Source organism: Geomonas edaphica, assembly GCF_004917075.1.
GTDB lineage: Bacteria > Desulfobacterota > Desulfuromonadia > Geobacterales > Geobacteraceae > Geomonas > Geomonas edaphica.
Map to the genome: position 1 here is coordinate 413,999 of NZ_SSYB01000001.1, position 20,453 is coordinate 434,451.

Below are 20,453 nucleotides of genomic sequence, written 5' to 3' on the forward strand. Positions count from 1 at the left end.
GACTGCACTATTTTTCTGCCGGTCACTTCCAGAACCAAAAGGAGCATACGACATGTCGAAGAAAAGCGAACAGGCCGCTCTGCTGGCCTTCCTGGCCGGAGCCGCGGTAGCTGCGGGTGCCGCTCTCCTCTTTACCCCCAAAACCGGTCGCGAGGTTCGCGAGAAGCTGAGCGAAGCGAAGGACGATGCGCTCGACAAGCTGAAGAGCTGCAGCACCAAGCTCCGTTCCAGAAAGGGCGCCTCCGATCCGCTCAACTACGACGGTGGAGACTGCTGGATATAAAGGGAAAGGGCCGGAGTCCGAAAGGGCGCCGGCCTTTTTCGTCTACAGTCCGAGTTCGCGCTGCGTCGCCTCCAGAAAACTCCGGATCGACTGCGCGCTCTCCATGGCGAGCACACGCTCGGCGACCAGCTGCGCCTTTTCAAGCGTAATCCGGCGCACAGCCTCTTTCACTCGCGGGATACTGGGTGCCGAGAGGCTGAAGCTGCGCAGGCCCAGCCCCATAAGCAGCAGCGCATTGATCGGCTCGCCGGCCATCTCGCCGCACAAGGAGGCCGGCTTTCCAGCAGCCGTCGCCGCATCGGCCACCTTCTTGATCGAGTGAAGAACCGCGGGGTGGTACGGATCGTACCATTTCCTTACCAACGGGTTGTTCCTGTCGCAGGCCAGCGTGTACTGGATAAGATCGTTGGTCCCGATGGAGAGGTAGTCCACCTCCTTCACCAGCATCTCTGCTCCTAGCACGGCTGCCGGGAGTTCCACCATCACGCCCAGGCCGATGTCCGGGGCGAACGCCTTCCCTTCGCGCAGCAAATCCTCCTTCACCTGTTCCAGGATCCCCTTGATGCGGCGCACTTCGTCCACCCCCGAGATCATGGGGAACATCAGGTTGCACCTTCCTCCCACCGAGGCGATGAGCACCGCGGCCAACTGCTCCCGAAGGATCTCCTCGCGGTCCAGGGACAGGCGCATGGAGCGCCATCCGAGAAACGGGTTGTCCTCCCTCGGATGCGGAAAGTAGGAGAGCTCCTTGTCGCCGCCTATGTCCAGCGTCCTTATGTTGACCGGGAGCCCCGGAAAACCCTCCAGCACCTTGCGGTACACCACGGCCTGTACCTGCCGGGTCGGAAAAGAACTTCTGGTCATGAAGGGAAACTCGGTGCGGTAAAGGCCGACCCCTTCGGCTCCGTGCAGGTGCGCCACCCTCAGGTCACTCAGAAGCCCTATGTTGGCGAGAAGGGAAACGGTGCAGCCGTCCAGGGTGCGGGCGGGGAGGTCGCGGATCTCTTCGAGCTCGCGCTGCTTCTGGTCGAACTCTCCCTGCAGCCGCACGTACTCCTGCTTCACCCCCTGGTCCGGGTTCACATACACGCAGCCGGAGTTGCCGTCAACGACGACTTCGCTGCGTACGCCGACCCGTTTCAAAAGTCCATCCACGCCGAAGACGGCGGGGATGCCGAGTGCCCGCGCCATGATGGCCGCGTGCGCGTTGCGGTTTCCTTTTTCAGTCGCGATCCCGATCACCTTGCCGTGGTCCATGATGGCAAGGTCGGAGGGGAGCAGCTCCCTGGCCACGATGATGCGCTCGTCGCGCAAGCGCTCCTTTTGCCTGCTGTGACCGTTCAAGGCGTCGCAGATACGGCGGCCGATGTCCTCCATGTCGGCGCTGCGCTCCCTAAGGTAGGGGTCCTCCATGCGGGCGAAGGCGGCCACGTACGCTTCTACCACCTGGCTCACCGCACGGTGGGCGCCGACACCTTCCTCTATGAGGGCGGTGATCTTGCCGATGAAGCCGCGGTCCTCGAGGATCATCAGGTGACTGTGGAAGATGGCGGCATCGGCCTCGGAGAGGATCTCACCCATCCGCTTTTCCATGTAGATGGTCTGGATGCGCGCCTTCTCGAGTGCCTGGTGGAACAGGTTCAGTTCCTCTGCGCGCGGACGGGCTCGTTCCAGTACCGCCTCCTCGGCAGGGCCGCGGTGGTGCAGTATGGATACCTTGCCGAGGGCGAACCCCGGGGAGATGCCTATGCCGGTGAGTGCGGTGGAGCCTGCGCCCTTGCGGTTGCCGCGGACGGCCTCTTTCGGCGTGCCCCCTTTTCTCAGGCGGTCCACCTCGGCCGCGTAGAAGGCGCGCTCCTCTTCCTTCTTGCGGATTGAATCGAGCAGTTTGGCGTTGGAGACGATGCTTGATATCTGCCAGGCGATGGTGGATACCGCACTGATCTCTTGGGGGGTGAAGGTACGCGACTCGCGGTTCTGGATGACCAGGACGCCGATGGGGTGATCGCGTTCGAAGAAGGGGACCCCGAGGAAGGAGAGCACTTTCTCCTCCTTGGTCTTCCTGAAGTATTTGTAGCGGGGGTGCAGGGGGGCGTTGTCGGTCGCCACCACGCCGCGCTGTTCCACGGCGAGACCGGTGAGACCTTCGGAGATCTTCATGGTGATGCCGACCGAGAGTCTGGACAGACCGCGGGTCGCGTGCAGTCTGAGCGTCTCGCCGTCCTCCTCCAGGAGATATATGGAACAGACCTCTGACGACATCCTCTTAGCGACCAGGTTGACTATGTTGTCCAGAGTTTCCTGCAGGTCGTGGGATTGCAGGATCAGCGCGCTGATATCCTCAAGCGTCCTTAGTCCCAGTTGTTCTCCTGCCTCCTCCGGCATTGCCTCCCCCTTGCTTCTGTTTGTCGCAGTATATATGAGGGAAAAGATATGTGGAAGCTTTTAATGCTTTTTCAGTGCTCTTAAGTTGGCAAAGCGGGCGCTTCTCTGTTATAGTGTGCGCCAATGAAATCTGATGCAGTTACGGAGGTGGCAATGGCAACGAATTTTGACGAGGCGCTGGCGAACGGAATAGCCCACATGGAGTCCGGCGAGTACGACCAGGCCATTGAGTCCTTCAAGGGGTGCATCGCCGTCGAACCGGACAACGCAGAGGGATACTTCTACCTTGGTGAGGCGTATTCCGAGGCGGGGCGCAACGATGATGCGGTCGCCGCGCTGAAAAAGGGTCTCGAGTTCGCCCCGCAGGACCTGGACGGTCTCACCGCGCTGGGCGACGTTTACTTTGAGTCGGGCAAGCACAAGGACGCGCTTGCATGCTACCGCAAGGTGACCGAATTGAACCCGGGGGAGTGCGACGGCTACGTCAGCATGGGGCTTGTTTACAACGCTATGGAGCGCGCCGATGACGCGCTGAAGTCCTTCGAGAAGGCGCTCGAACTCGATCCGGCTAACGTCTTCGCGCTGAACGCGCTGGGAGATCTCTATTACGGGCTGGGCGAGAACGAAAAGGCGATCGCCTCCTACCATAAGGGGATCGAGATCGACCCCAACGATGCCACGGCCCGATTCAACCTGGGCGAACTCTACTACGACATGGACGAGCTTGAGGCCGCCGAGCGCGAGACCCTGGAGGCGATCCGTCTCGATCCCGACTTCACCATGAGCTACCTGACCCTCGGGAACATCTGCATCGACCAGGATCGCACCGCCGAGGCGATCAAGCACTTCGAGAACTACCTGAAGAAGGAACACTCACCGCAGGCGCGTGAGATGATCGCTGAGGTGAAGGCGGTGGTGGAGGGGCTTCGGGAGGAGCTTAAGTAGGGGCGGTAGAGGCAAATCCCCCCTGTTCCCCCTTCGCATAGGGGGGGGACGCTGGGACGCATGCAGCGTTTCGTTGGCAACTGCACTGAACATCACTTGGATTACTGGATCAAATTGAAAAGGGGAGCCGAATTGGCTCCCCTTTGTCGTGTCTGCATCTAGTCCTGCGTCGTGTCCGCTTTAAAATCCCGGCTATTTCTTCAGCTTCTTGACGACCGCAGCGATGACGTGATGGGCGTCGTTCACAGCGGTGTAGATCAGGTTCGGATGGCGCTCTTCCTGGATGGCGCCTTTGCTGATGCGCATGTAGGAAGGGGAGATCGCACCGCCGATCACGTAAACCCCTTTTCTGGTCGACTCGAAATCGGCGGTGAGCAGCAGCAGCCGGTCACCTTCCTTGGCGACTTGGCAGACACCCTCGGCGCAGGCGATGGTCTGAACCCCGATCTTGTCGTAGATGGTAGTGGGGCCCTGGCTGCCGATGCAGGCGATGACGTTCTTCATCGGGAAACTCATGGCATGGTAGCGCTCGATTCCGCCGGCGATCTTGTCTTCGCTGACCCTGATCACCAGCCGGTCGACCCCCTCGTCGTCCACCTCGCCGATCCTCGGCGTGGCGCCCGGCAAAAGCCTTATATTCCCCCCCAGAAGGATCTCCTCACCCAGACGCTGCGCGGTCTCCTTGTTCACGTCAAAGGTCTCGGCAACGTGCGCCCAATAGACCGGCTCCTTGTCGTTCGCGCTCCTCTTCTCCTTAAGGATGGAGATGATCACGTCGGCCGCAGAGTTTCCGCCTCCGATCACCAGGGTGCGCTTGCCGATGTACTTCTTCGGGTCGTCGAGGGTCTTTGCCACCATCTTCGCGTCGCCGTACACGGAGAGCTCCTTCGGGATGGAGCTGCCGAAGGCGAGGAGCACCTTTTTCGTCTGGAAGGTGCCGCGCGAGGTGTGCACCTTGAGGTAGTCGCGTCCGTCTTCGATGTTCTCGAACTGGGTCTCGGTAAGCACGTTCAACCCCTCGTGCTGGACGAAGTGCTGCACGTACTGGATGTACTTCTCCACGGTCACCGGCTTGTCGGGCGGGCGGAGTTCCTCCACCAGGAACGGCTCGGGGTTCTCCTTGGGTTTAGACGGGTAGACGTTCTTCCCTTCGGGGTAGGTGTTGGCGATGCCCTGGAAGATTGCCTTGCCGGATTCGATCAGCAGGTGCGTGAGACCATGCTTGTGGCAGAGGTACGCCGCAGCTACGCCACCGGGGCCGCCACCGACGATAAGCACATCATATTTTTGATCCATGTTTTCCTCTTGGATAGCAAGATTGGTTGTTGTTGCAACGGTTCAAATATACACGGTTCAATACCCGCTTCAAAGCAATAATGAGAAGCGTACTTGGCAAAGCCTTACCATCGGGTAGTATATGGATGTTCCCTTGAACAACAACACACCTAAAGGAGGAGGGGCCATGGCCGATCGGGATAACAAGGTGATGGTTGGAGCGCTCATGCTCTTGGCAGGCGGCATCATCGGCGCGGGGGTCGCGCTTTTGTACGCGCCGCAAAGCGGCCAGAAAACCCGCAAGGATATCTCCCGCTACGCGAAGAAGGCGCGGCGCAAAGGGGAGGAGGCGCTGGAGGCGGTTGAGGATTTCACCGAGCAGGTGACCGATATGGCCGAGGCGATGGGCGATCGCGCGGCAGAGATCCTCGACCGCGGCAAGGACATGGCCTACGGCGCCAAGAAGAACCTTTTGAAAGCCCTGGAGGACGGGGAGGCGCGTCTTACCAAGGAGAGGGCACGCCTGGCGAAGATGATCGGGTAGAAGGCAAAGGCAGGACGCAAAGAGCGGCATCCAAAGGAAAAGGCCCCGCATCGGAAACGATGTCGGGGCCTTTTTTTATCCAAAGCCGGTCCAGGTCGGTAGGCTAGGGCGCCTTCATCCCGGTCAGCTTTACCAGCGCTTCCATGTACTTCTCGCCGGTCTTCTGAACGATCTCGGCGGGAAGCGGCGGGGCAGGGGCGGTCTTGCCCCAGTCCAGGGTCTCAAGGTAGTCCCTCAGGAACTGCTTGTCGAAGGATGGCTGCGGGCCGCCCGGCTTGTAGCTCTCTTTGGGCCAGAAGCGGCTGGAGTCCGGCGTCATGCACTCGTCGATGATGATCAGCTCGCCGTCGTAGATGCCGTACTCGAACTTGGTGTCGGCGATGATGATCCCTTTCTCGTCGGCCAGGTCGCGGGCCTTCTCGTAGATCTTGAGCGTCACGTTGCGCACCTTCTCTGAGATCTCTTTCCCGCAGATGTTGCACATCTCTTCGAAAGAGATGTTCTCGTCGTGGGTGCCGAGCTCTGCCTTGGTGGAGGGGGTGAAGATCGGCTGCGGCAGGCGGTCGCTTTCCTTGAGCCCCTCGGGGAGCTTAATGCCGCAGATGGAGCCGGTCTTTTGGTAGTCCTTCCAGCCGGAACCGGAGATGTAGCCGCGCACGATGCACTCAGCGGCCAAAGGCTTCGCCTTCTTCACCCACATGGAGCGACCTTTCAGGGTCTCAGCGTAGGGCTGGCACTCCTTCGGGAAATCGGCCACATCGGTGGAGATGATGTGGTTCTTGATGATGCCTTCCATTTGGCGGAACCAGTAGGCGGAGATCTGGGTAAGCACGTAACCCTTGTTGGGGATCCCTTCGTTCATGATGACGTCGAACGCGGAGATCCTGTCGGTGGTGACGATGAGCAGCGTCTCCCCGAGGTCGTAGATGTCGCGCACCTTCCCGCGTGCGGCAAGCTTCAGGCCGGGGAAGTCAGTGTTGAGTACCGGTGTAGTCATTGGTGCATTCTCCTTTTATGGTTCGCCTTGAGCGTGAAAAGTGAAAGGTGAAGAGTGCACCTTGCACCCTCCACCTCACACTTGAAAGCTGTTGACGCTTCCGTTTGACCCGTTAGTCCTGCAGCACCAGCGGGTTGATATCGATCTTGGCCTTGTCGCGCAGACCTTTGACCCACTTCTCAAGCACTTCCTGCTGCTTCTTCGGAAGGAGGGTAGCCTTGATGCCGGCGGCCTTGGCGGCGAGGTCGGCAAGAGGCGCCTCGGCGCGGGACTTAAGGCTCACCGCATACCAGCGGTCGCCGACCTTGAAGGGCTGCTTCGCGGCCTGGTTCGGAGCGGTGAGCGTGAAGGCGGCTTCCATGAGCTCCGGCGAGGTGCCGATGGTCGGCACGGCACCGGTCGCGGCATAGCCGAAACTGCCGGTGGACTTGGCGGCGCCGCCCTTGGCGAGCTGCTGCAGTGCTTCCTCGGCCTTCTTCTTGGCGAGCTCGGCGGCCTTAGCCTCAACCGCTTTCGCCTCGACGGCCGACTTGATCTGTGCCAGCGGGGGGACGGCAGCCGGTTTCTTGTCCAGTACCTTGACGAGGTAGATCCCTTTTGCGGTCTCCACCGGGCCACCCAGTTCACCCTGCTTGATGGCGAAGGCGCGGGCGATTACCTCGTTTTCGCCGGCAAGTGCTGCCGCCGGGGCCTTGGCGGTGAAGAGCGCGGTCTTCTCCACCTTGCTGCCGAGGGCTGCTGCGGCGGCGTCGATGTCGCCGGTAGCCTTGAATTTGTTGGCAGCCTCGGCCGCTTTCTCGTATGCCTCTTTGGCTGCTTTCTGCTTCTGGGCGTCCGCGGTGGCCTGATCCTTCACCTCGGAGAAGGGCAGGATGCCGCCCTTACCCTGGTAGCGGTCGATGTTTTTCTGGTAGTAGGTCTGCGCCTCTTCGGGGGTGACCGTCGCCTTGCCTGCTGCCTGGGCGGGGTTTACCAAGGTGTAGGCCACGGAGACCTGCTCCGGGGTCTTGAACTCGTTCTGGTGATCCTGCAGGTAGGTGGTGAGCTCCTGGTCGGTCAGCTTGATGCCACCTTTGACGTCGGCAGGGGAGAAGGAAACGTAGGCGAGGTCGACCTTGTCGTTTTGTTTCTTGAAGGCGTCCTTCACTTCGGCGTCGGTAACCGTGGCACCCATCTTCACCTTGTTACGCGCCTTCGCAAGCAGCATCTCCTGCTCCTGGGCCTCCTCGAATTCCTTCGGGGTGAGGCGGTTCGCCTTGAGGGTCTGCTGGTAGAGGTTGAAGTCGAAGGCGCCGTTGTTCTGGAAGGCGGGGATCTTGGCGATCTCGGCCGCGACCTCGTCCTTGTTTACCTTCACGCCCATTTTCTTCGCTTCGTTGAAGATGAGCACGTTATCGATAAGGGTGTCGATGGTGAGCTTCTTGATCCCCATCTGTTTTTCCATCTCGGGGGTGAGGGTTTTACCGTAGATCTGCTCATAGAGACCGCGGGTGCGGTAGTAACTCTTCTGGAACTCGTCCAGGCTGATCTTCGTGCCGTTGACGGACGCCGCATAACTTTTGCCGCCACGCTGACCGTCGCCACCTTTGCCCCAGACCAGGAAGATGGTTCCTATGAAAGAGAGAACGATGACAACAAAGACGATCTTGATGACGATCGACTGCTTATACTTCCTCATTACGCCTAGCATTCGGGTTCGGCTCCTTTGCACACAAAATTGACGCCATTAGATTAGTTCAAGAGACGCGAATGATAATATAATTTAATCGCAAAAGCAACGGTAGAATGAAGCGGTATACGTCCAATGTTTCAGCGCCCTGTCAGCCAGTAGACGGGTTTTCTTTCTTGCAAGGGTGTGTAGCTTTTGCTATATTTCCACCTTTGCCGGGTCGGTCCCGGCTACTGCGCCAATTCAAAAGGAGTTCCCAGGATGCTCAAGATTTTCGATGCCCTTTTCGGCATGTTTTCTAACGACCTCGCCATCGACCTCGGCACGGCCAACACCCTCGTTTACTTGAAGGGTAAGGGGATCGTAGTGCGCGAACCGTCCGTGGTTGCGGTCCAGAAGATGCCAAGCGGCCAGCAGAAGGTGCTTGCCGTAGGGATGGAGGCAAAGAAGATGTTGGGGCGTACCCCCGGCACCATCACGGCCATCAGGCCGATGAAGGACGGGGTCATCGCCGACTTCGACATCACCGAGGAGATGCTGCGTTACTTCATTCATAAAGTGCACAACAGGAAAACCCTGGTGCGCCCGAGGATCGTCATCTGCGTTCCCTCCGGCATCACCCAGGTGGAGAAGCGCGCCGTAAAAGAGAGCGCCGAGTCCGCCGGCGCCCGCGAGGTGTACCTGATCGAGGAGCCGATGGCGGCGGCGATCGGTGCGGGGCTTCCCATCACCGAGGCGTCCGGCAACATGATCGTCGATATCGGGGGGGGCACCACCGAGGTGGCCGTGATCTCCCTGGCCGGCATCGTCTACACGAAGAGCGTCCGCGTGGGCGGCGACAAGATGGATGAGGCGATCGTCCAGTACATAAAGCGCAAGTACAACCTCCTCATCGGCGACCGCATGGCCGAGCTCATCAAGATCGAGATCGGCGAGGCATACCCGGGGACCCAGCTTTTGCACATGGAAGTCAAGGGGCGCGACCTCGTCTCCGGCATCCCCAAGACCACCGAGATCGACTCCAACGAGATCCGAGAGGCCCTCTCCGAGCCGGTTACCGCCATCGTAGATGCGGTGCGCAACTGCCTGGAGCGCACCCCGCCCGAGCTTGCGGCCGACCTCGTCGACAAGGGGATTGTGCTGGCGGGCGGCGGCGCGCTTTTGAGGAACCTCGACGTCCTTTTGCGCGAAGAAACCGGTCTACCGGTGGTCACCGCCGAGGACCCGCTTTCCTGCGTCGTGCTCGGCTCGGGAAAGGTGCTCGACGAGCTTGCACTGCTTCGTAACGTCGCTGTGAGTTCCTAGGCCCGATCGCGCTCCAATCCGCCGTTTCTACCAGAGGGATTTTCATGACCGACGCTATCGTAGACGTCATCATACCCGTTTGGAACCGGCCCGAAGAGACTCGAAACTGCCTGGTCAACCTGATCAACCACACCCCGAACGCCCGCTTCATCATCGTGGATTGCGGCTCAGAGCGCGACACCGAGAGGATGCTGCAGGAGTTTGCCGACGCCCTGGACGAACGCGCCCTTTTGATGCGTGACGACAGCAACATCGGGTTCGTGCGCGCAGCAAACCGCGGTTTCGAGAGTTCCGAGGCGCCGTTTCTGGCCCTGATGCGCAGCACCAGCATAGTAATGGCGGGGTGGTTCGAGCCGCTTTTGCAGTTCGCACACACCCATGCCGACGCCGGGATAATGCTTCCCTGTCTTGACCCGGGCGACCCCTGCGACCTCCCGCGCGAGGTTGTCAGCGGCTCCTTCGCCGCCATGGCCGTGCGCCGCGAGCTCTACCGCAAGATCGGAGGGTTCGACGAGACGATGGACGGCGGAGCCTGGTGCCTTAGGGACTTCACCATGCGTGCCTGCGCCGAAGGGTTTCGCACCGTGCAGGTCCCCGGTCCCACGGTGAGCCACCATGACGAGGCGCCGCTTGGTTCCGTGCAGCGCCGCCGCGAGACCCTGTTGCGGAGCATCTCCCTTTTCAAGGAGCGCTGGGGGGAGGGGAGCAACTTCCTCGTCTACGTCCCTAAGGGGGTCGAGGCTTCGCTTCTCGAGCAGAAGCTGGAACTACTGGTGGAGGGGGCCCGGCACGGCGACTGCTACACGGTGCTCCTTCCGTTCGCGCTGCATCAGCAGGCCCGGCAGCAAGGGCTTGCCGCACTGCATGAAAACGTGAAACTGGTGGCGCTGCCTCGCATCGCCCTGGACGGCATGAAGCGCCGCCTCTACGAGAAGCTTCTCGCCGCTTCTCCCGACACGATGCCGGTGATCGCCGTGGACGGACTTGCCTTGCCGTGGAGCGAGCAGTACCTGTCGTTTTCGCAGCTTGCCGAGCGGATCAAATCGCGCGCCCACTAGAGGCCGCTTGGCAGCACACAAAAAGTCGGAGGGTTGATGAAAGACGAGATCAGGGCCCAGCTCCAGGCCCACATCCAGGTCATGACGGCGCTCGAAAGGGACCTTACTCCCGCCATAGAGAGCGCCGTTTCCCTTTTGGCTGAGGCGTTGAAGGATGGGCGCAAACTGATCGTAATGGGCAACGGCGGCTCCGCAGCGGATGCCCAGCATTTCGTTGCCGAGATAGTCGGGCGTTTCAAGCTCGAGCGCCGCGCGCTTCCCGCCATAGCTCTCAGCACCGACACCTCGATCCTCACCGCGGTCGGCAACGATTACGGCTTCGACCAGATCTTCGCACGGCAGGTCGAGGCGCACGCGCGTCCCGGTGACGTCGTCGTCGGCATTTCCACGAGCGGCAACTCGCCGAACGTGCAGATCGCCCTCGAGGCAGCGCGGCGGCTTGGGGCCCGGACCGTGGCGCTTCTGGGCAAGGACGGCGGCAGCATCAAGGGTGTCGCAGAACTTTCCCTGATCGTCCCCAGCAACGACACGCCCCGCATCCAGGAGGGGCACATCACCATGATCCACATCATTTGCGACCTCGTTGAGCGCGGGTTGTTTCTTTAACAGGCGGCTGACGAGCCGGAAGGGCCAGGCATCATGGGCAAGCATCGGGCGGTTTTTCTCGACAGGGACGGGACCATCAACGAAGAGGTGCAGTATCTAAGCCGTGTGGAGGATTTCCGCCTCATCCCGGGCGTCCCCTATGCGCTGCAGCGCCTGAAGGACGCCGGTTTTCTCCTGGTCGTCGTCACGAACCAGTCCGGCATCGGACGCGGGCTCTACGACGAGGCGGCGCTGCACGCGATCCACGACAAGATGCACGAGGAACTAAGCAGCTTTGGCATCACCATCGAGGCATGCTACTTCTGCCCGCATCACCCAGAACATGCGGTCGGCGACTACCGCGTTGACTGCAGTTGCCGAAAGCCCCTCCCGGGTATGCTGCAGCAGGCGGCGCTCGACCTGGATATCGACCTTTCCGACTCCTATATGATTGGGGACAAGCTTGGTGACATCGAGGCCGGGCTGAACGCCGGGTGCACCTCCCTCATGGTGCAGACAGGGTACGGCGCCGCAGACTCCGCGAGGCTCCCGGAGGGGGTGCTTGCCTACCCGGGGCTGCAGGAAGCGGTCGAGGCGATATACGAGCGGGAGGGGAAGGGGAAACGCCCCGGGCGCTAAAGGCAAAGGGGCCTCACCATGAAGCCGTTCCAGCAGATCTTTCCCGGCGCCCAGGCGCCTGCCATGACCCTGGAGGTCGCGCACCAAAGCGGCCGGATCCCACAGGGAAAATACACCTTCCTGGAGTGTTTCTGCACGCGACCCGCGTGCGACTGCCGCCGTGTCGTGCTCCTGGTGATCGACGGGAAGATGCGGCACAGAGCGCAGATTCACCTCTCCCTCGACGACGAGGGTCCCTTCAGCGGTCCTCACCTCGATCCCGTAAGCTACCAGGCCCCCTACGCCGACGAACTCCTCGACTTCTGCGTCCATTCCCTCAACTCGTGTCCCGACTGGTTTGAACGCCTGCAGCGGCACTACGGCGAGGTGCGCGGACTTGTCGACGGCAGGCCCTACTGCGGAAAGCCTTTCCCGCTCCCAGGTGAACTTTTCTTTCGCGCCATGCCGTCGCCTGACCTCGAGAGCTCGCTAAGGGAGTCACTGAGGCATGACGGCAGGCTCTGCGGTTCGCGTGTACGTCCGGACGCGGGCAAGGCGCTTAACGGGATCGAGCGGCTCGTGGAGCTCTCCCTCCAGGCGGGGGGGGATGCATCGGTGGCCGTTACCCTCGCCCTGCGCGAGGAACTGCACCGGCACCTGCTGGCGAACCCGCCCGCGTGTGAGGAACTGGCGGCACTGCTTGCCGGCCTTTCCGGCGACCCCGATGAAGCCCAGGAGCGTGCCGCAGCGCTGAGGCTCTTGCGGCATACCCTCGATTTCTACACCGTCGAGGCTCAAGGGGGGCTCCCAGGGGCCAGGCAGCAGATGCAAAGGCTGCAAAGGGCGCTTTTGTCGCGTGTTTTTCACGACGACGCCCCGGCACTGCTGCAGCGCGATGTGATCGCCGTTCTCGCCGAGGCGCGCGTGCCGCTCATGCCCGAACTGGAGCGCATGATTTCAGGTGACGCTTTCCCGCAAGAGGTGGGGGAGCCGTTTCTCCCCGGCGTGATGAAGCGCCTCGCCGCGTCCGGCCTGGTTTCGCCTTTCGATGGTGCCGACGAGATGCTGGGGCTCTTCGCCCTGAGCGACGCCGAGATGCTCCCAGGTCTTGTCTGGGAGATGCTCAGCGCGGACACCCCGCTTCTGCGCGACATCGCCGCGCTCTTTCTTTTCAACGGGGATACGGAGTTGTCGCGGGGCGTCGCCCGCATGCTGGCGGCGGTCGAGGGGGGGAGCATCACGCCCGAGACGCTCAGCCGTCTCATCGTCACGCGCAACTGGTTCGACGACCCGGTGCGCGGCTGTATCGACGAGGCCATCGGCAACGCCCGCAAGGCGCGGGTTGCCTGCGCCCACTTGCCGCCCCCATCGGAGGTCGACGTCCTTGCCGGCCCCCTTGACGGTGCCGGGAACCAACTCTTTTACGCCGTGGCTCCCGACTCCGGCGGTCACGCAGGGTGTACCGTTTCGCTGCAGGAAGGCGGCGGGGTGGCCGAATGCACGGTAACCAGGCTCTCTTCCAGGACCGAAGTGGACGCCTTCCTTGCTGCCGCCCGAAACCGCGGCTGCTGTATCGACTCGAGTCTCGACTACCTCGATCTGCGCATCGCACAGGCCCTGGCGCAGGGGAACGAGCAGGGTAGGGCGCCCGGGCACTGGCTGGTCCGGTTGGCCGAGATCCTCGGGTGCAACCGCTGGAAGGCGGCGCCGCTTGACGCCCGACTCGAACTTGAAGCGATGCTTGAGGAAATGGCGGAGAACACCCCGCTCCTCCTTGAGCCGGCAGAAAAGATCGCCTCGCTTGAAGAGTCCGGGGAGTGGTGCCGCTACCGCGCCCTCTTCGGGGGATGGAAGGAAGAGGGGAGCGCGGTGACGCGCCTGGTTGTCGGCACGGGCCCCGGCAGCATCAAAAATGTGACGGCCGTCATCGAGCGGCTGTGCGATCAGTTACTGGAGCAGAAACGTCAAACCCTGATGGATCGGCTGGTTCTGCAGGCGCTATGGCTTAAATCCTCGCCGCAGGCCCCCATCGCCTGGCAGCGGATGTACCACGTGGCGCAGGCCATGGCCGACCCATCGATAGCACTGAAGGAGATTCCCTTGGCAGTATCCGTAGCAAAGCAGACCTTGAAGGCTTACCAGGCGCGCACTGCGTCGCGCGACAGCGCAGAGGGGGACCCGGCATGATCGAGCTCTCCCCGATCCTTTTCCCCATTCTCTTTATTACCGGCGCGGTTGCCGGACTGATCGACTCCATCGCAGGGGGGGGCGGGCTGATCACCATTCCGGTGCTCCTTGGCATGGGACTTCCCCCGCAGACAGCACTCGGGACCAACAAGCTGCAGGCGTCATTTGGCTCCTGTAGCGCCATGTTCCACTTCGTTCGGGCGGGAACGGTGAACCTGCGCGACGCGCTTCCCGGCGTCATCTGGACCGCCGTCGGCGCTATCCTTGGCTCCTACACGGTGCAGCAGATCGACCCCGGGTTCCTGAAAAAGTGCATCCCGTTCCTGCTTTTAGCGATTCTCTGCTACACCATCTTCACGCCGAGGCTCGGCGCCGAAGAGGTGCACCCGCGCCTGCCGCGCCGTCTCTTCTATGGCATTGCCGGCCTGGGGCTGGGTTTCTACGACGGCTTCCTCGGACCGGGCACCGGCTCGTTCTGGGTGATCGCCATCATGCTAGGTCTCGGCTTCGACATGCGCAAGGGGACCGGGTACACCAAGCTCTTCAACTTCGTGAGCAACATCGTCTCGCTGGTGGTGTTCGTCGCCGGGGGGCACGTGCTTTTGGGGGCGGGGCTTCTCATGGGGGCGGGGCAGGCGGTGGGGGCCAGGGTTGGCGCGAAGCTCGTGATCCACAAGGGGACCAGGTTCGTCAGGCCGGTGTTCATATGCTCGGTGCTCGCGGTGACGGCGAAGCTTTTTTGGGACAGCTACCGGTAGGGGAAAGGGGACCGCGCCACAGGTGCCGGTCCCCTTTTCGCAGGGTGGGGCGGGGCATCTCCCCCCGCTAGATCTCGCGCACGGTGCCGGCTTCGGCCTGGCCTTCCAGGTCACGGGCGTTCAGTTCCTGCTCCAGATGCTCCAGCATCTCGCTTACTTGCTGCACGAATGCGGCGGGGGCCACTTCGCAGGCCCGCAGCGCGGATTCAAGCCGCTTTGCCGCGGACACGGCGGCCTTCAACGGCACCAACGGGTTCGGCTCCTCGCGTAACGCGGACACTTCCTTGAACTTCTTCAGCACGGTGGGGTGACTCTTCTCGTCCTCCACCACGCGCTTTCTCAAATCGCCGTACTCTTCCTCGGAAAACCCCTTCTCTTCCTTCGCCTGACGCAACAGATCGATGGAACGATAATCGGGCAGGGGACGCAACTCCTCCCGCTGCTGTAATAACTGCGGCTCTTCTTTCTCCATGAACCGGTACGCCATGGTGAGCTTCTCCGCGGTGCCGCGCTTGATGCGGATCTCCTGCACGCAGTACTCCTCAAAGCTGCCGTAGCCCCACTCGCGGAAGCGCGCCCGCTTGCTCACGTCGAGCAGCTTCTCGCCAAGCTCCACCCAGGACGACTTGAACCGCTTCGCCTTGTCCAGCACCTCGTAACGGTCCGTTCCGGGCTCCAGATGCTGCATTATCGTTTCGATGTGCTTCTCGCTGCTCGATTTCGGCGTATCCGACATGTCTCTTCCTCCGTCTCCCGGCGCTCCGACCTCCGGGACAGGGAGCGAAATTATCAGAATCCGTCCTGTTTTTGAAGTTTTTTGTCTTGGCTATGGAAATGAATCAGGTTAAACTTTGCCGGTCCGTGACGCTTTGCCCGGACGGCGACCGCTACTGACAGGAGAAATACTATGGAACAGCGTCTGACCGACATGGAGATGCTGATCATGCATCAAGGTCACGTGATCGATCAGCTGAACGAGGTAGTGACCGGGCACCAGGCCGTCATCGATCAGCTTGCCAAGGAACTGAAGATCATCAAGGAGCACCTGAGCGGCATCGGTTCTCAGAACAGGCTCCCCTCTGAAGAAGAGCCACCCCCGCATTACTGATCCAGGAGCAGGAGACGCATGAAGAAAGTAGCGCTTGGCAGCACCGGTCTGAGCATCAACCCTCTCGTTTTCGGCACGCTTCCCCTGGGTCCCCTGCAGGCCTCCCTCTCGCCTGAAGAGGGGGGACGCCTGATCCGCCACGCCCTCGAGCGCGGTGTGAACCTCCTCGACACGGCCGAGCTTTACCAGACCTACCCGCACATCCGCCGCGCCCTCGAAGGCTTCACCGGCCAAGTGCACATCGCTTCCAAAACCCACGCCAACACCGCTGAGGCGGCCCGCGCCCACGTGGAGCGCGCCCTCACCGAGTTGGGGGTCGAGCGCCTCGACATCGTGCACCTGCACGGCGCGCGCGTCGCCGATCCCTTCGTCGAGCGTCCTGAGGTGATCGAGACCCTGGTGCGCATGAAGGAGGAGGGAAAGATCGCCCACGTAGGGCTCTCCTCCCATTTCGTCGCCGCCATGAAGAAGTCGGTGACGCATCCGGAGATCGAGGTGGTGCACCCCCTGATCAACCGCACCGGCATGGGGATCATCGACGGATCCCGGGAAGAGATGGCCGAGGCGATCGCCGCCTGCGCCGCCGCGGGTAAGGGTGTGTACGCCATGAAGGCGCTCGCCGGCGGGAACCTCATCTCGACCGCGCGGGAGAGTCTTCGTTTCGTGCTGGACCTAAAGGGGGTGCACGGTATTGCGCTCGGCATGCTCTCCGAGGCCGAGATCGACGGCAACCTCGCCCTTTTCCACGAGGGGCGCGCGGACGAGGCGCTCTGGAGCACCCTCGAGGGGAGGCGGCGCAAGCTCACCATCATGGAGGCCTTCTGCAAAGGGTGCGGCGCCTGCGTCCCGGCCTGCACCAACAACGCGCTCGCCATGGTAGACGGCAAGGCCCAGGTTGACGATGATGCCTGCATCCTGTGCGGCTACTGCGGGGCGGCCTGTCCCGAGTTCATGATCCGGGTGGTGTAGTCGGGGGACGCGGCCAAGCTATGAGCAGTGGTGTGATCTTCAACCTGCAGCGCTACTCGCTGCACGACGGGCCCGGCATCCGGACCACGGTCTTCCTCAAGGGGTGTCCCGCGCGCTGCTGGTGGTGCCATAACCCGGAGAGCCACGCCGCCACGCCCGAAATCGCCTGTGCCCAGAACCGCTGCATCTCCTGCGACGCCTGCTTGCTTGCGTGCCACGAGGGGCTCAGGCCGCGTAACGCCTGCCGCAACTGCGGTGCCTGCGCCGAAGCCTGCCCGACCGGCGCCCGCGAGATGATCGGCAGGGAGACGACGGCTGCTGACGTGCTGCGAGAGGTTCTTAAGGACCGCATGTTCTTCGAAGATTCAGGCGGCGGCGTCACCTTCTCGGGGGGCGAACCGCTCTGCCAGCCCGCCTTTTTAAGGGAACTCCTCTCTAGATGCCGCGCCCACGGCATCCATACTGCGGTGGACACCGCAGCGCTCTGCCCGACCGAGCCTCTCATCGATCTCGCCCCGCTCGTGGACCTCTTCCTCTTCGATCTGAAATGCGCCGACAACGACCTGCATCTGCGGGGGACAGGTACCGGCAACGCCGCCATCCTTAAGAACCTGGCGACGCTGGGACGGGTGCATCAAAACATCTGGATCAGGATCCCGGTGGTGCCCGGTTTCAACGACAGCGTTCAGGAGATGGATGCGTTGGCGGAGCTTGCGGCAGGGGCGGCGGGGGTACGCCAGGTCTGGCTCCTCCCCTATCACGGCAGCTGGTCGGCGAAACCGGCGCGACTTGGTAAAAAGGCACCGAAAGAGGCTGCGACGGCGCAGGCGCCCGCCGCGGACACGATGGAGAATTTCGCCCGGCTCTTTAAAGAGAGGGGCCTGGATATACAGATAGGAGGGGTATAGATGACCGGAAGAACCGAACGTTTGCGTGAGGAAAGTCTCGCCGCCGAGCCGGCCATTTCCGCCGAGCGCGCGCTGCTCATCACCGAGTTTTACCGCGAGAACGAGGGGCGCTGGTCGACCCCGGTGCTGCGCGCGAAGTCCTTCTACCACCTCTGCGAGAAGAAGACCATCTACATTGGAGAAGGCGAGCTGGTGGTCGGTGAGAGGGGACCTGCGCCGAAGCTCGTCTCGACCTACCCGGAGCTTACCTGCCATTCGCTTGAAGATCTCCGCATCCTCGATTCCCGGGAGAAGACCTGGTACCGGGTCGACGACGCATGCATGAAGATCTACCGCGAGAGCGTGGTTCCGTACTGGGAAGGGAGGTCGCTGCGCGAGAAGATCTTCGCCGCACTCCCCAAGGAGTGGCACGAGGCGTACCGCCACGGCATCTTCACCGAGTTCATGGAGCAGCGCGCTCCGGGGCACACGGTGCTCGACGACAAGATCTACAAAAAGGGGCTCCTCGATTTCAAGAAGGACATCGCGCAGGCGATCGACGCCCTCAACTTCGCCGCCGACCCCGACGCCTGGGCGCGCCGCGAGCAGCTCGTCGCGATGGACATCTCGTGCGATGCGGTCATCCTCTTCGCGGAGCGTCATGCGAAACTAGCCGAGAGCATGGCCGCGGCGACCAGCGACCTTGCGCGCAAGCAGGAGCTTTTAAAGATCGCGGCCAACTGCCGCTGGGTGCCCGCGCACGCGCCGACCGACTACTGGGAGGCGTTGCAGTCCTACTGGTTCTGCCACCTGGCCGTCATCACCGAGTTGAACGGCTGGGACGCCTTCAGCCCGGGGCACCTGGACCAGCACCTTCATCCCTTTTACCGGCAAGGGTTGGAAACCGGCACCCTCTCCGAAGCGAGCGCACGCGAGCTCATGGAGTGCTTCTTCGTCAAGTTCAACAACCACCCGTCCCCCCCGAAGGTCGGCGTGACCGCAGCGGAAAGCGGCACCTATACCGATTTCGCCAACATAAACCTGGGCGGGCTCCTTCCCGACGGCTCCGACGGCTCCAACGAGGTCTCCCACCTCATCCTCGACGTGATCGACGAGATGCACCTTTTGCAGCCCTCGAGCAACGTGCAGCTCTCGCGCAAGTCCCCGGACGCCTTCTTGAAGCACACCCTGAAGGTGGTGCGTAACGGCTACGGCTTCCCCTCCATCTTCAACGCCGACGCCGTGGTCGAGGAACAGCTGCGCCAGGGAAAGAGCCTCGTCGATGCCCGCGCCGGCGGCTGCAGCGGCTGCGTCGAGGTGGGCGCTTTCGGCAAGGAGGCCTACATCCTCACTGGTTACTTTAACCTCGTGAAGATGCTGGAGCTTGCCCTGCACGACGGCGTCGACCCGATGACCGGCACGCAGCTCGGCCCGCAGACGGGGAGGGCGGAGAGTTTCGAAAGCTTCGAGGCGCTCTTCGAGGCGTTTCGCGCCCAGCTCGCCCACTTCATCGACATAAAGATCCGCGGCAACCGTCTCATCGAGATGATCTACGCCTGCACGATGCCGGCGCCGTTTCTCTCCGTCCTCACCGACGACTGCATCAGCCGCGGCGTCGACTACAACGCTGGGGGGGCGCGCTACAACAACAGCTTCATCCAGGGGGTGGGGATCGGCAGCATCACCGACGCGCTCTCCGCGATAAAGGAGCAGGTATTCGAGCGGAAGGCGGTCCCCCTTGCCGAACTCGTGGAAGAGCTCGACGCCGACTTCGCCGGACAGGAGCCTTTGCGCCAGCGGCTTTGGAACAAGACCCGCAAATACGGCAACGACGACGACTACGCCGATGACCTCATGCGTCTTGTCTTCGACTCCTTCTTCGACGTGGTGGACGGCAGGCCCAACACCAAAAACGGCGTCTACAGGATCGAGATGCTACCGACCACCTGCCATGTCTACTTCGGCTCGGTGGTGGGCGCCACCCCGGACGGGCGCAGGCGCGGGACGCCGCTTTCCGAAGGGATTTCGCCGGTGCAGGGGGCGGACCGCAACGGCCCGACCGCGGTGATCCGTTCCGCCGGGAAGATGGACCACATCCGAAGCGGCGGAACGCTCCTGAACCTCAAGTTCTCGCCGACGCTTCTTTTCGGCGCGAACGGCCTCGACGGCGTCGCCAGTCTCGTGCGGAGCTACTTCAGGATGGACGGCCATCACGTCCAGTTCAACGTGGTGGATGTCGAGACCCTAAAACGTGCGCAGGCGGACCCTTCCGAGCACCGCGACCTCATCGTGCGCGTCGCGGGCTACAGCGACTACTTCTGCGATCTCTCCGTCGAACTGCAAAACGAGATCATCGCGCGGACCGAGCACGCTTCGTTCTAGACTACGGAAGGGAGGATGCAACATGCCTGTCGAACCCGGCCGCTACCGGCACTACAAGGGAAACTACTACGAAGTCATAGGAACCGCGCGGCACAGTGAGACCGAGGAACCGATGGTGGTGTACCGCCCGCTCTACGGCGAGGGGGGGCTTTGGGTGCGCCCGGAAGCGATGTTTCTGGAGCAGGTCGAGGTGGATGGCGTGCTCCAGCCACGCTTCAGCCGCTCCCTTTCCGACTAGACCTTCACGAGAAACTAAGGGGCCGTCTTCGAGCGGGGGGACGGTCTGTTTCATTTCCCACCGTACGCTCTCACCGATGCCGCATGTATCCGTAAATATACATACTTTGCGGATTGTCTTTGCACTGTAACAGTAATCAATTCTCGTTGACTTTACTTCCTGAAAAGGTGTAAGTGAAGATCGCTTTTACTTACAGCTCAAGTAATAGTTTTCCCTACCGAAACGAAAGAAGAGAACGGCCTGTCAGGGCGTTTTTACTC

Annotated in this window: 19 protein-coding genes; 14 read left to right on the forward strand and 5 right to left on the reverse strand. The window is 61.9% G+C overall.

Going from position 1 to position 20,453, the window contains the following annotated elements:
• The first annotated feature begins 52 nt into the window (after window positions 1-52).
• Entirely contained in the window at window positions 53-283 is a 231-nt protein-coding gene (locus tag E8K79_RS01785) for a YtxH domain-containing protein (protein ID WP_136513215.1), read from the forward strand.
• Window positions 284-325: 42 nt separating this feature from the next.
• On the opposite strand, the gene ptsP is transcribed toward E8K79_RS01785, so the two are convergent.
• Entirely contained in the window at window positions 326-2,668 is a 2,343-nt protein-coding gene (ptsP, locus tag E8K79_RS01790; RefSeq protein WP_136513216.1) for a phosphoenolpyruvate--protein phosphotransferase, read from the reverse strand.
• Between the two features lie 153 nt (window positions 2,669-2,821).
• On the opposite strand from ptsP, the gene E8K79_RS01795 reads away from it, so the two are divergent.
• Window positions 2,822-3,613 (forward strand): tetratricopeptide repeat protein, encoded by a 792-nt coding sequence (locus tag E8K79_RS01795; protein WP_136513217.1) that lies wholly within the window; start codon window positions 2,822-2,824, stop codon window positions 3,611-3,613.
• A gap of 192 nt (window positions 3,614-3,805) precedes the next feature.
• On the opposite strand, the gene E8K79_RS01800 is transcribed toward E8K79_RS01795, so the two are convergent.
• On the reverse strand, window positions 3,806-4,909 hold the full coding sequence (locus E8K79_RS01800) for an NAD(P)-binding domain-containing protein (RefSeq protein ID WP_135869850.1): 1,104 nt from the start codon (window positions 4,907-4,909) through the stop codon (window positions 3,806-3,808).
• Window positions 4,910-5,075: 166 nt separating this feature from the next.
• Here E8K79_RS01800 and E8K79_RS01805 point away from each other — a divergent pair, with 166 nt between their 5' ends.
• Window positions 5,076-5,432 carry a YtxH domain-containing protein gene (locus E8K79_RS01805; protein ID WP_136513218.1) on the forward strand — a complete coding sequence of 119 codons (357 nt, stop codon included), beginning with the start codon at window positions 5,076-5,078 and terminating at the stop codon, window positions 5,430-5,432.
• A 103-nt stretch (window positions 5,433-5,535) separates the two neighbouring features.
• On the opposite strand, the gene E8K79_RS01810 is transcribed toward E8K79_RS01805, so the two are convergent.
• Window positions 5,536-6,429, reverse strand: coding sequence for a phosphoribosylaminoimidazolesuccinocarboxamide synthase (locus E8K79_RS01810; protein WP_136513219.1), 894 nt, complete (start codon window positions 6,427-6,429; stop codon window positions 5,536-5,538).
• Window positions 6,430-6,541: 112 nt separating this feature from the next.
• On the reverse strand, window positions 6,542-8,119 hold the full coding sequence (locus tag E8K79_RS01815; RefSeq protein ID WP_136513220.1) for a peptidylprolyl isomerase: 1,578 nt from the start codon (window positions 8,117-8,119) through the stop codon (window positions 6,542-6,544).
• Between the two features lie 240 nt (window positions 8,120-8,359).
• On the opposite strand from E8K79_RS01815, the gene E8K79_RS01820 reads away from it, so the two are divergent.
• Genes E8K79_RS01820 through E8K79_RS01845 form a run of 6 tightly spaced genes read left to right on the forward strand, consistent with a single transcriptional unit; the run spans window position 8,360 to window position 14,609 of the window.
• Window positions 8,360-9,403 carry a rod shape-determining protein gene (locus E8K79_RS01820; protein ID WP_129128273.1) on the forward strand — a complete coding sequence of 348 codons (1,044 nt, stop codon included), beginning with the start codon at window positions 8,360-8,362 and terminating at the stop codon, window positions 9,401-9,403.
• Between the two features lie 44 nt (window positions 9,404-9,447).
• Window positions 9,448-10,461, forward strand: coding sequence for a glycosyltransferase family 2 protein (locus E8K79_RS01825; protein ID WP_136513221.1), 1,014 nt, complete (start codon window positions 9,448-9,450; stop codon window positions 10,459-10,461).
• A gap of 36 nt (window positions 10,462-10,497) precedes the next feature.
• A complete protein-coding gene (gmhA, locus tag E8K79_RS01830) occupies window positions 10,498-11,067 on the forward strand; it encodes a D-sedoheptulose 7-phosphate isomerase (protein ID WP_136513222.1) in 570 nt (189 codons plus the stop codon).
• A gap of 33 nt (window positions 11,068-11,100) precedes the next feature.
• Window positions 11,101-11,685: a D-glycero-beta-D-manno-heptose 1,7-bisphosphate 7-phosphatase gene (gmhB, locus tag E8K79_RS01835; RefSeq protein ID WP_136513223.1), complete on the forward strand. Its 585-nt coding sequence runs from the start codon at window positions 11,101-11,103 to the stop codon at window positions 11,683-11,685.
• 18 nt (window positions 11,686-11,703) lie between these two features.
• Entirely contained in the window at window positions 11,704-13,851 is a 2,148-nt protein-coding gene (locus E8K79_RS01840; protein WP_136513224.1) for a hypothetical protein, read from the forward strand.
• Complete coding sequence (locus tag E8K79_RS01845; protein ID WP_135869858.1) at window positions 13,848-14,609, forward strand: TSUP family transporter; 762 nt, start codon at window positions 13,848-13,850, stop codon at window positions 14,607-14,609. The genes E8K79_RS01840 and E8K79_RS01845 overlap by 4 nt, the downstream gene beginning before the upstream one ends.
• Window positions 14,610-14,676: 67 nt before the next feature.
• On the opposite strand, the gene E8K79_RS01850 is transcribed toward E8K79_RS01845, so the two are convergent.
• A complete protein-coding gene (locus tag E8K79_RS01850) occupies window positions 14,677-15,345 on the reverse strand; it encodes a hypothetical protein (protein ID WP_136513225.1) in 669 nt (222 codons plus the stop codon).
• A gap of 171 nt (window positions 15,346-15,516) precedes the next feature.
• On the opposite strand from E8K79_RS01850, the gene E8K79_RS01855 reads away from it, so the two are divergent.
• From E8K79_RS01855 to E8K79_RS01875, 5 genes are read left to right on the forward strand one after another with little or no spacing between them, the layout of a single operon-like run.
• A complete protein-coding gene (locus E8K79_RS01855) occupies window positions 15,517-15,717 on the forward strand; it encodes a SlyX family protein (RefSeq protein ID WP_135869860.1) in 201 nt (66 codons plus the stop codon).
• Window positions 15,718-15,735: 18 nt separating this feature from the next.
• The gene (locus tag E8K79_RS01860) at window positions 15,736-16,686 is read left to right on the forward strand and encodes an aldo/keto reductase (RefSeq protein WP_136513226.1); all 951 of its coding nucleotides are present in this window, start codon (window positions 15,736-15,738) and stop codon (window positions 16,684-16,686) included.
• 20 nt (window positions 16,687-16,706) lie between these two features.
• Window positions 16,707-17,594, forward strand: coding sequence for a glycyl-radical enzyme activating protein (locus E8K79_RS01865; protein WP_136513227.1), 888 nt, complete (start codon window positions 16,707-16,709; stop codon window positions 17,592-17,594).
• A complete protein-coding gene (hypD, locus tag E8K79_RS01870) occupies window positions 17,595-19,955 on the forward strand; it encodes a trans-4-hydroxy-L-proline dehydratase (RefSeq protein ID WP_136513228.1) in 2,361 nt (786 codons plus the stop codon).
• Window positions 19,956-19,977: 22 nt separating this feature from the next.
• On the forward strand, window positions 19,978-20,193 hold the full coding sequence (locus E8K79_RS01875; RefSeq protein WP_136513229.1) for a DUF1653 domain-containing protein: 216 nt from the start codon (window positions 19,978-19,980) through the stop codon (window positions 20,191-20,193).
• Window positions 20,194-20,453: the final 260 nt, after the last annotated feature.

Excerpts from the sequence above, each read along its gene's own strand:
- E8K79_RS01820 (WP_129128273.1), top strand. The coding sequence starts at position 8,360 with ATGCTCAAGATTTTCGATGCCCTTTTCGGCATGTTTTCTAACGACCTC.
- gmhA (WP_136513222.1), top strand. The coding sequence starts at position 10,498 with ATGAAAGACGAGATCAGGGCCCAGCTCCAGGCCCACATCCAGGTCATG.
- E8K79_RS01785 (WP_136513215.1), top strand. The coding sequence starts at position 53 with ATGTCGAAGAAAAGCGAACAGGCCGCTCTGCTGGCCTTCCTGGCCGGA.
- E8K79_RS01800 (WP_135869850.1), bottom strand. The coding sequence starts at position 4,909 with ATGGATCAAAAATATGATGTGCTTATCGTCGGTGGCGGCCCCGGTGGC.
- E8K79_RS01855 (WP_135869860.1), top strand. The coding sequence starts at position 15,517 with ATGGAACAGCGTCTGACCGACATGGAGATGCTGATCATGCATCAAGGT.
- E8K79_RS01850 (WP_136513225.1), bottom strand. The coding sequence starts at position 15,345 with ATGTCGGATACGCCGAAATCGAGCAGCGAGAAGCACATCGAAACGATA.
- E8K79_RS01825 (WP_136513221.1), top strand. The coding sequence starts at position 9,448 with ATGACCGACGCTATCGTAGACGTCATCATACCCGTTTGGAACCGGCCC.
- E8K79_RS01860 (WP_136513226.1), top strand. The coding sequence starts at position 15,736 with ATGAAGAAAGTAGCGCTTGGCAGCACCGGTCTGAGCATCAACCCTCTC.
- E8K79_RS01865 (WP_136513227.1), top strand. The coding sequence starts at position 16,707 with ATGAGCAGTGGTGTGATCTTCAACCTGCAGCGCTACTCGCTGCACGAC.
- gmhB (WP_136513223.1), top strand. The coding sequence starts at position 11,101 with ATGGGCAAGCATCGGGCGGTTTTTCTCGACAGGGACGGGACCATCAAC.
- E8K79_RS01805 (WP_136513218.1), top strand. The coding sequence starts at position 5,076 with ATGGCCGATCGGGATAACAAGGTGATGGTTGGAGCGCTCATGCTCTTG.
- E8K79_RS01840 (WP_136513224.1), top strand. The coding sequence starts at position 11,704 with ATGAAGCCGTTCCAGCAGATCTTTCCCGGCGCCCAGGCGCCTGCCATG.
- E8K79_RS01815 (WP_136513220.1), bottom strand. The coding sequence starts at position 8,119 with ATGCTAGGCGTAATGAGGAAGTATAAGCAGTCGATCGTCATCAAGATC.
- ptsP (WP_136513216.1), bottom strand. The coding sequence starts at position 2,668 with ATGCCGGAGGAGGCAGGAGAACAACTGGGACTAAGGACGCTTGAGGAT.
- E8K79_RS01845 (WP_135869858.1), top strand. The coding sequence starts at position 13,848 with ATGATCGAGCTCTCCCCGATCCTTTTCCCCATTCTCTTTATTACCGGC.
- E8K79_RS01810 (WP_136513219.1), bottom strand. The coding sequence starts at position 6,429 with ATGACTACACCGGTACTCAACACTGACTTCCCCGGCCTGAAGCTTGCC.
- E8K79_RS01795 (WP_136513217.1), top strand. The coding sequence starts at position 2,822 with ATGGCAACGAATTTTGACGAGGCGCTGGCGAACGGAATAGCCCACATG.
- hypD (WP_136513228.1), top strand. The coding sequence starts at position 17,595 with ATGACCGGAAGAACCGAACGTTTGCGTGAGGAAAGTCTCGCCGCCGAG.
- E8K79_RS01875 (WP_136513229.1), top strand. The coding sequence starts at position 19,978 with ATGCCTGTCGAACCCGGCCGCTACCGGCACTACAAGGGAAACTACTAC.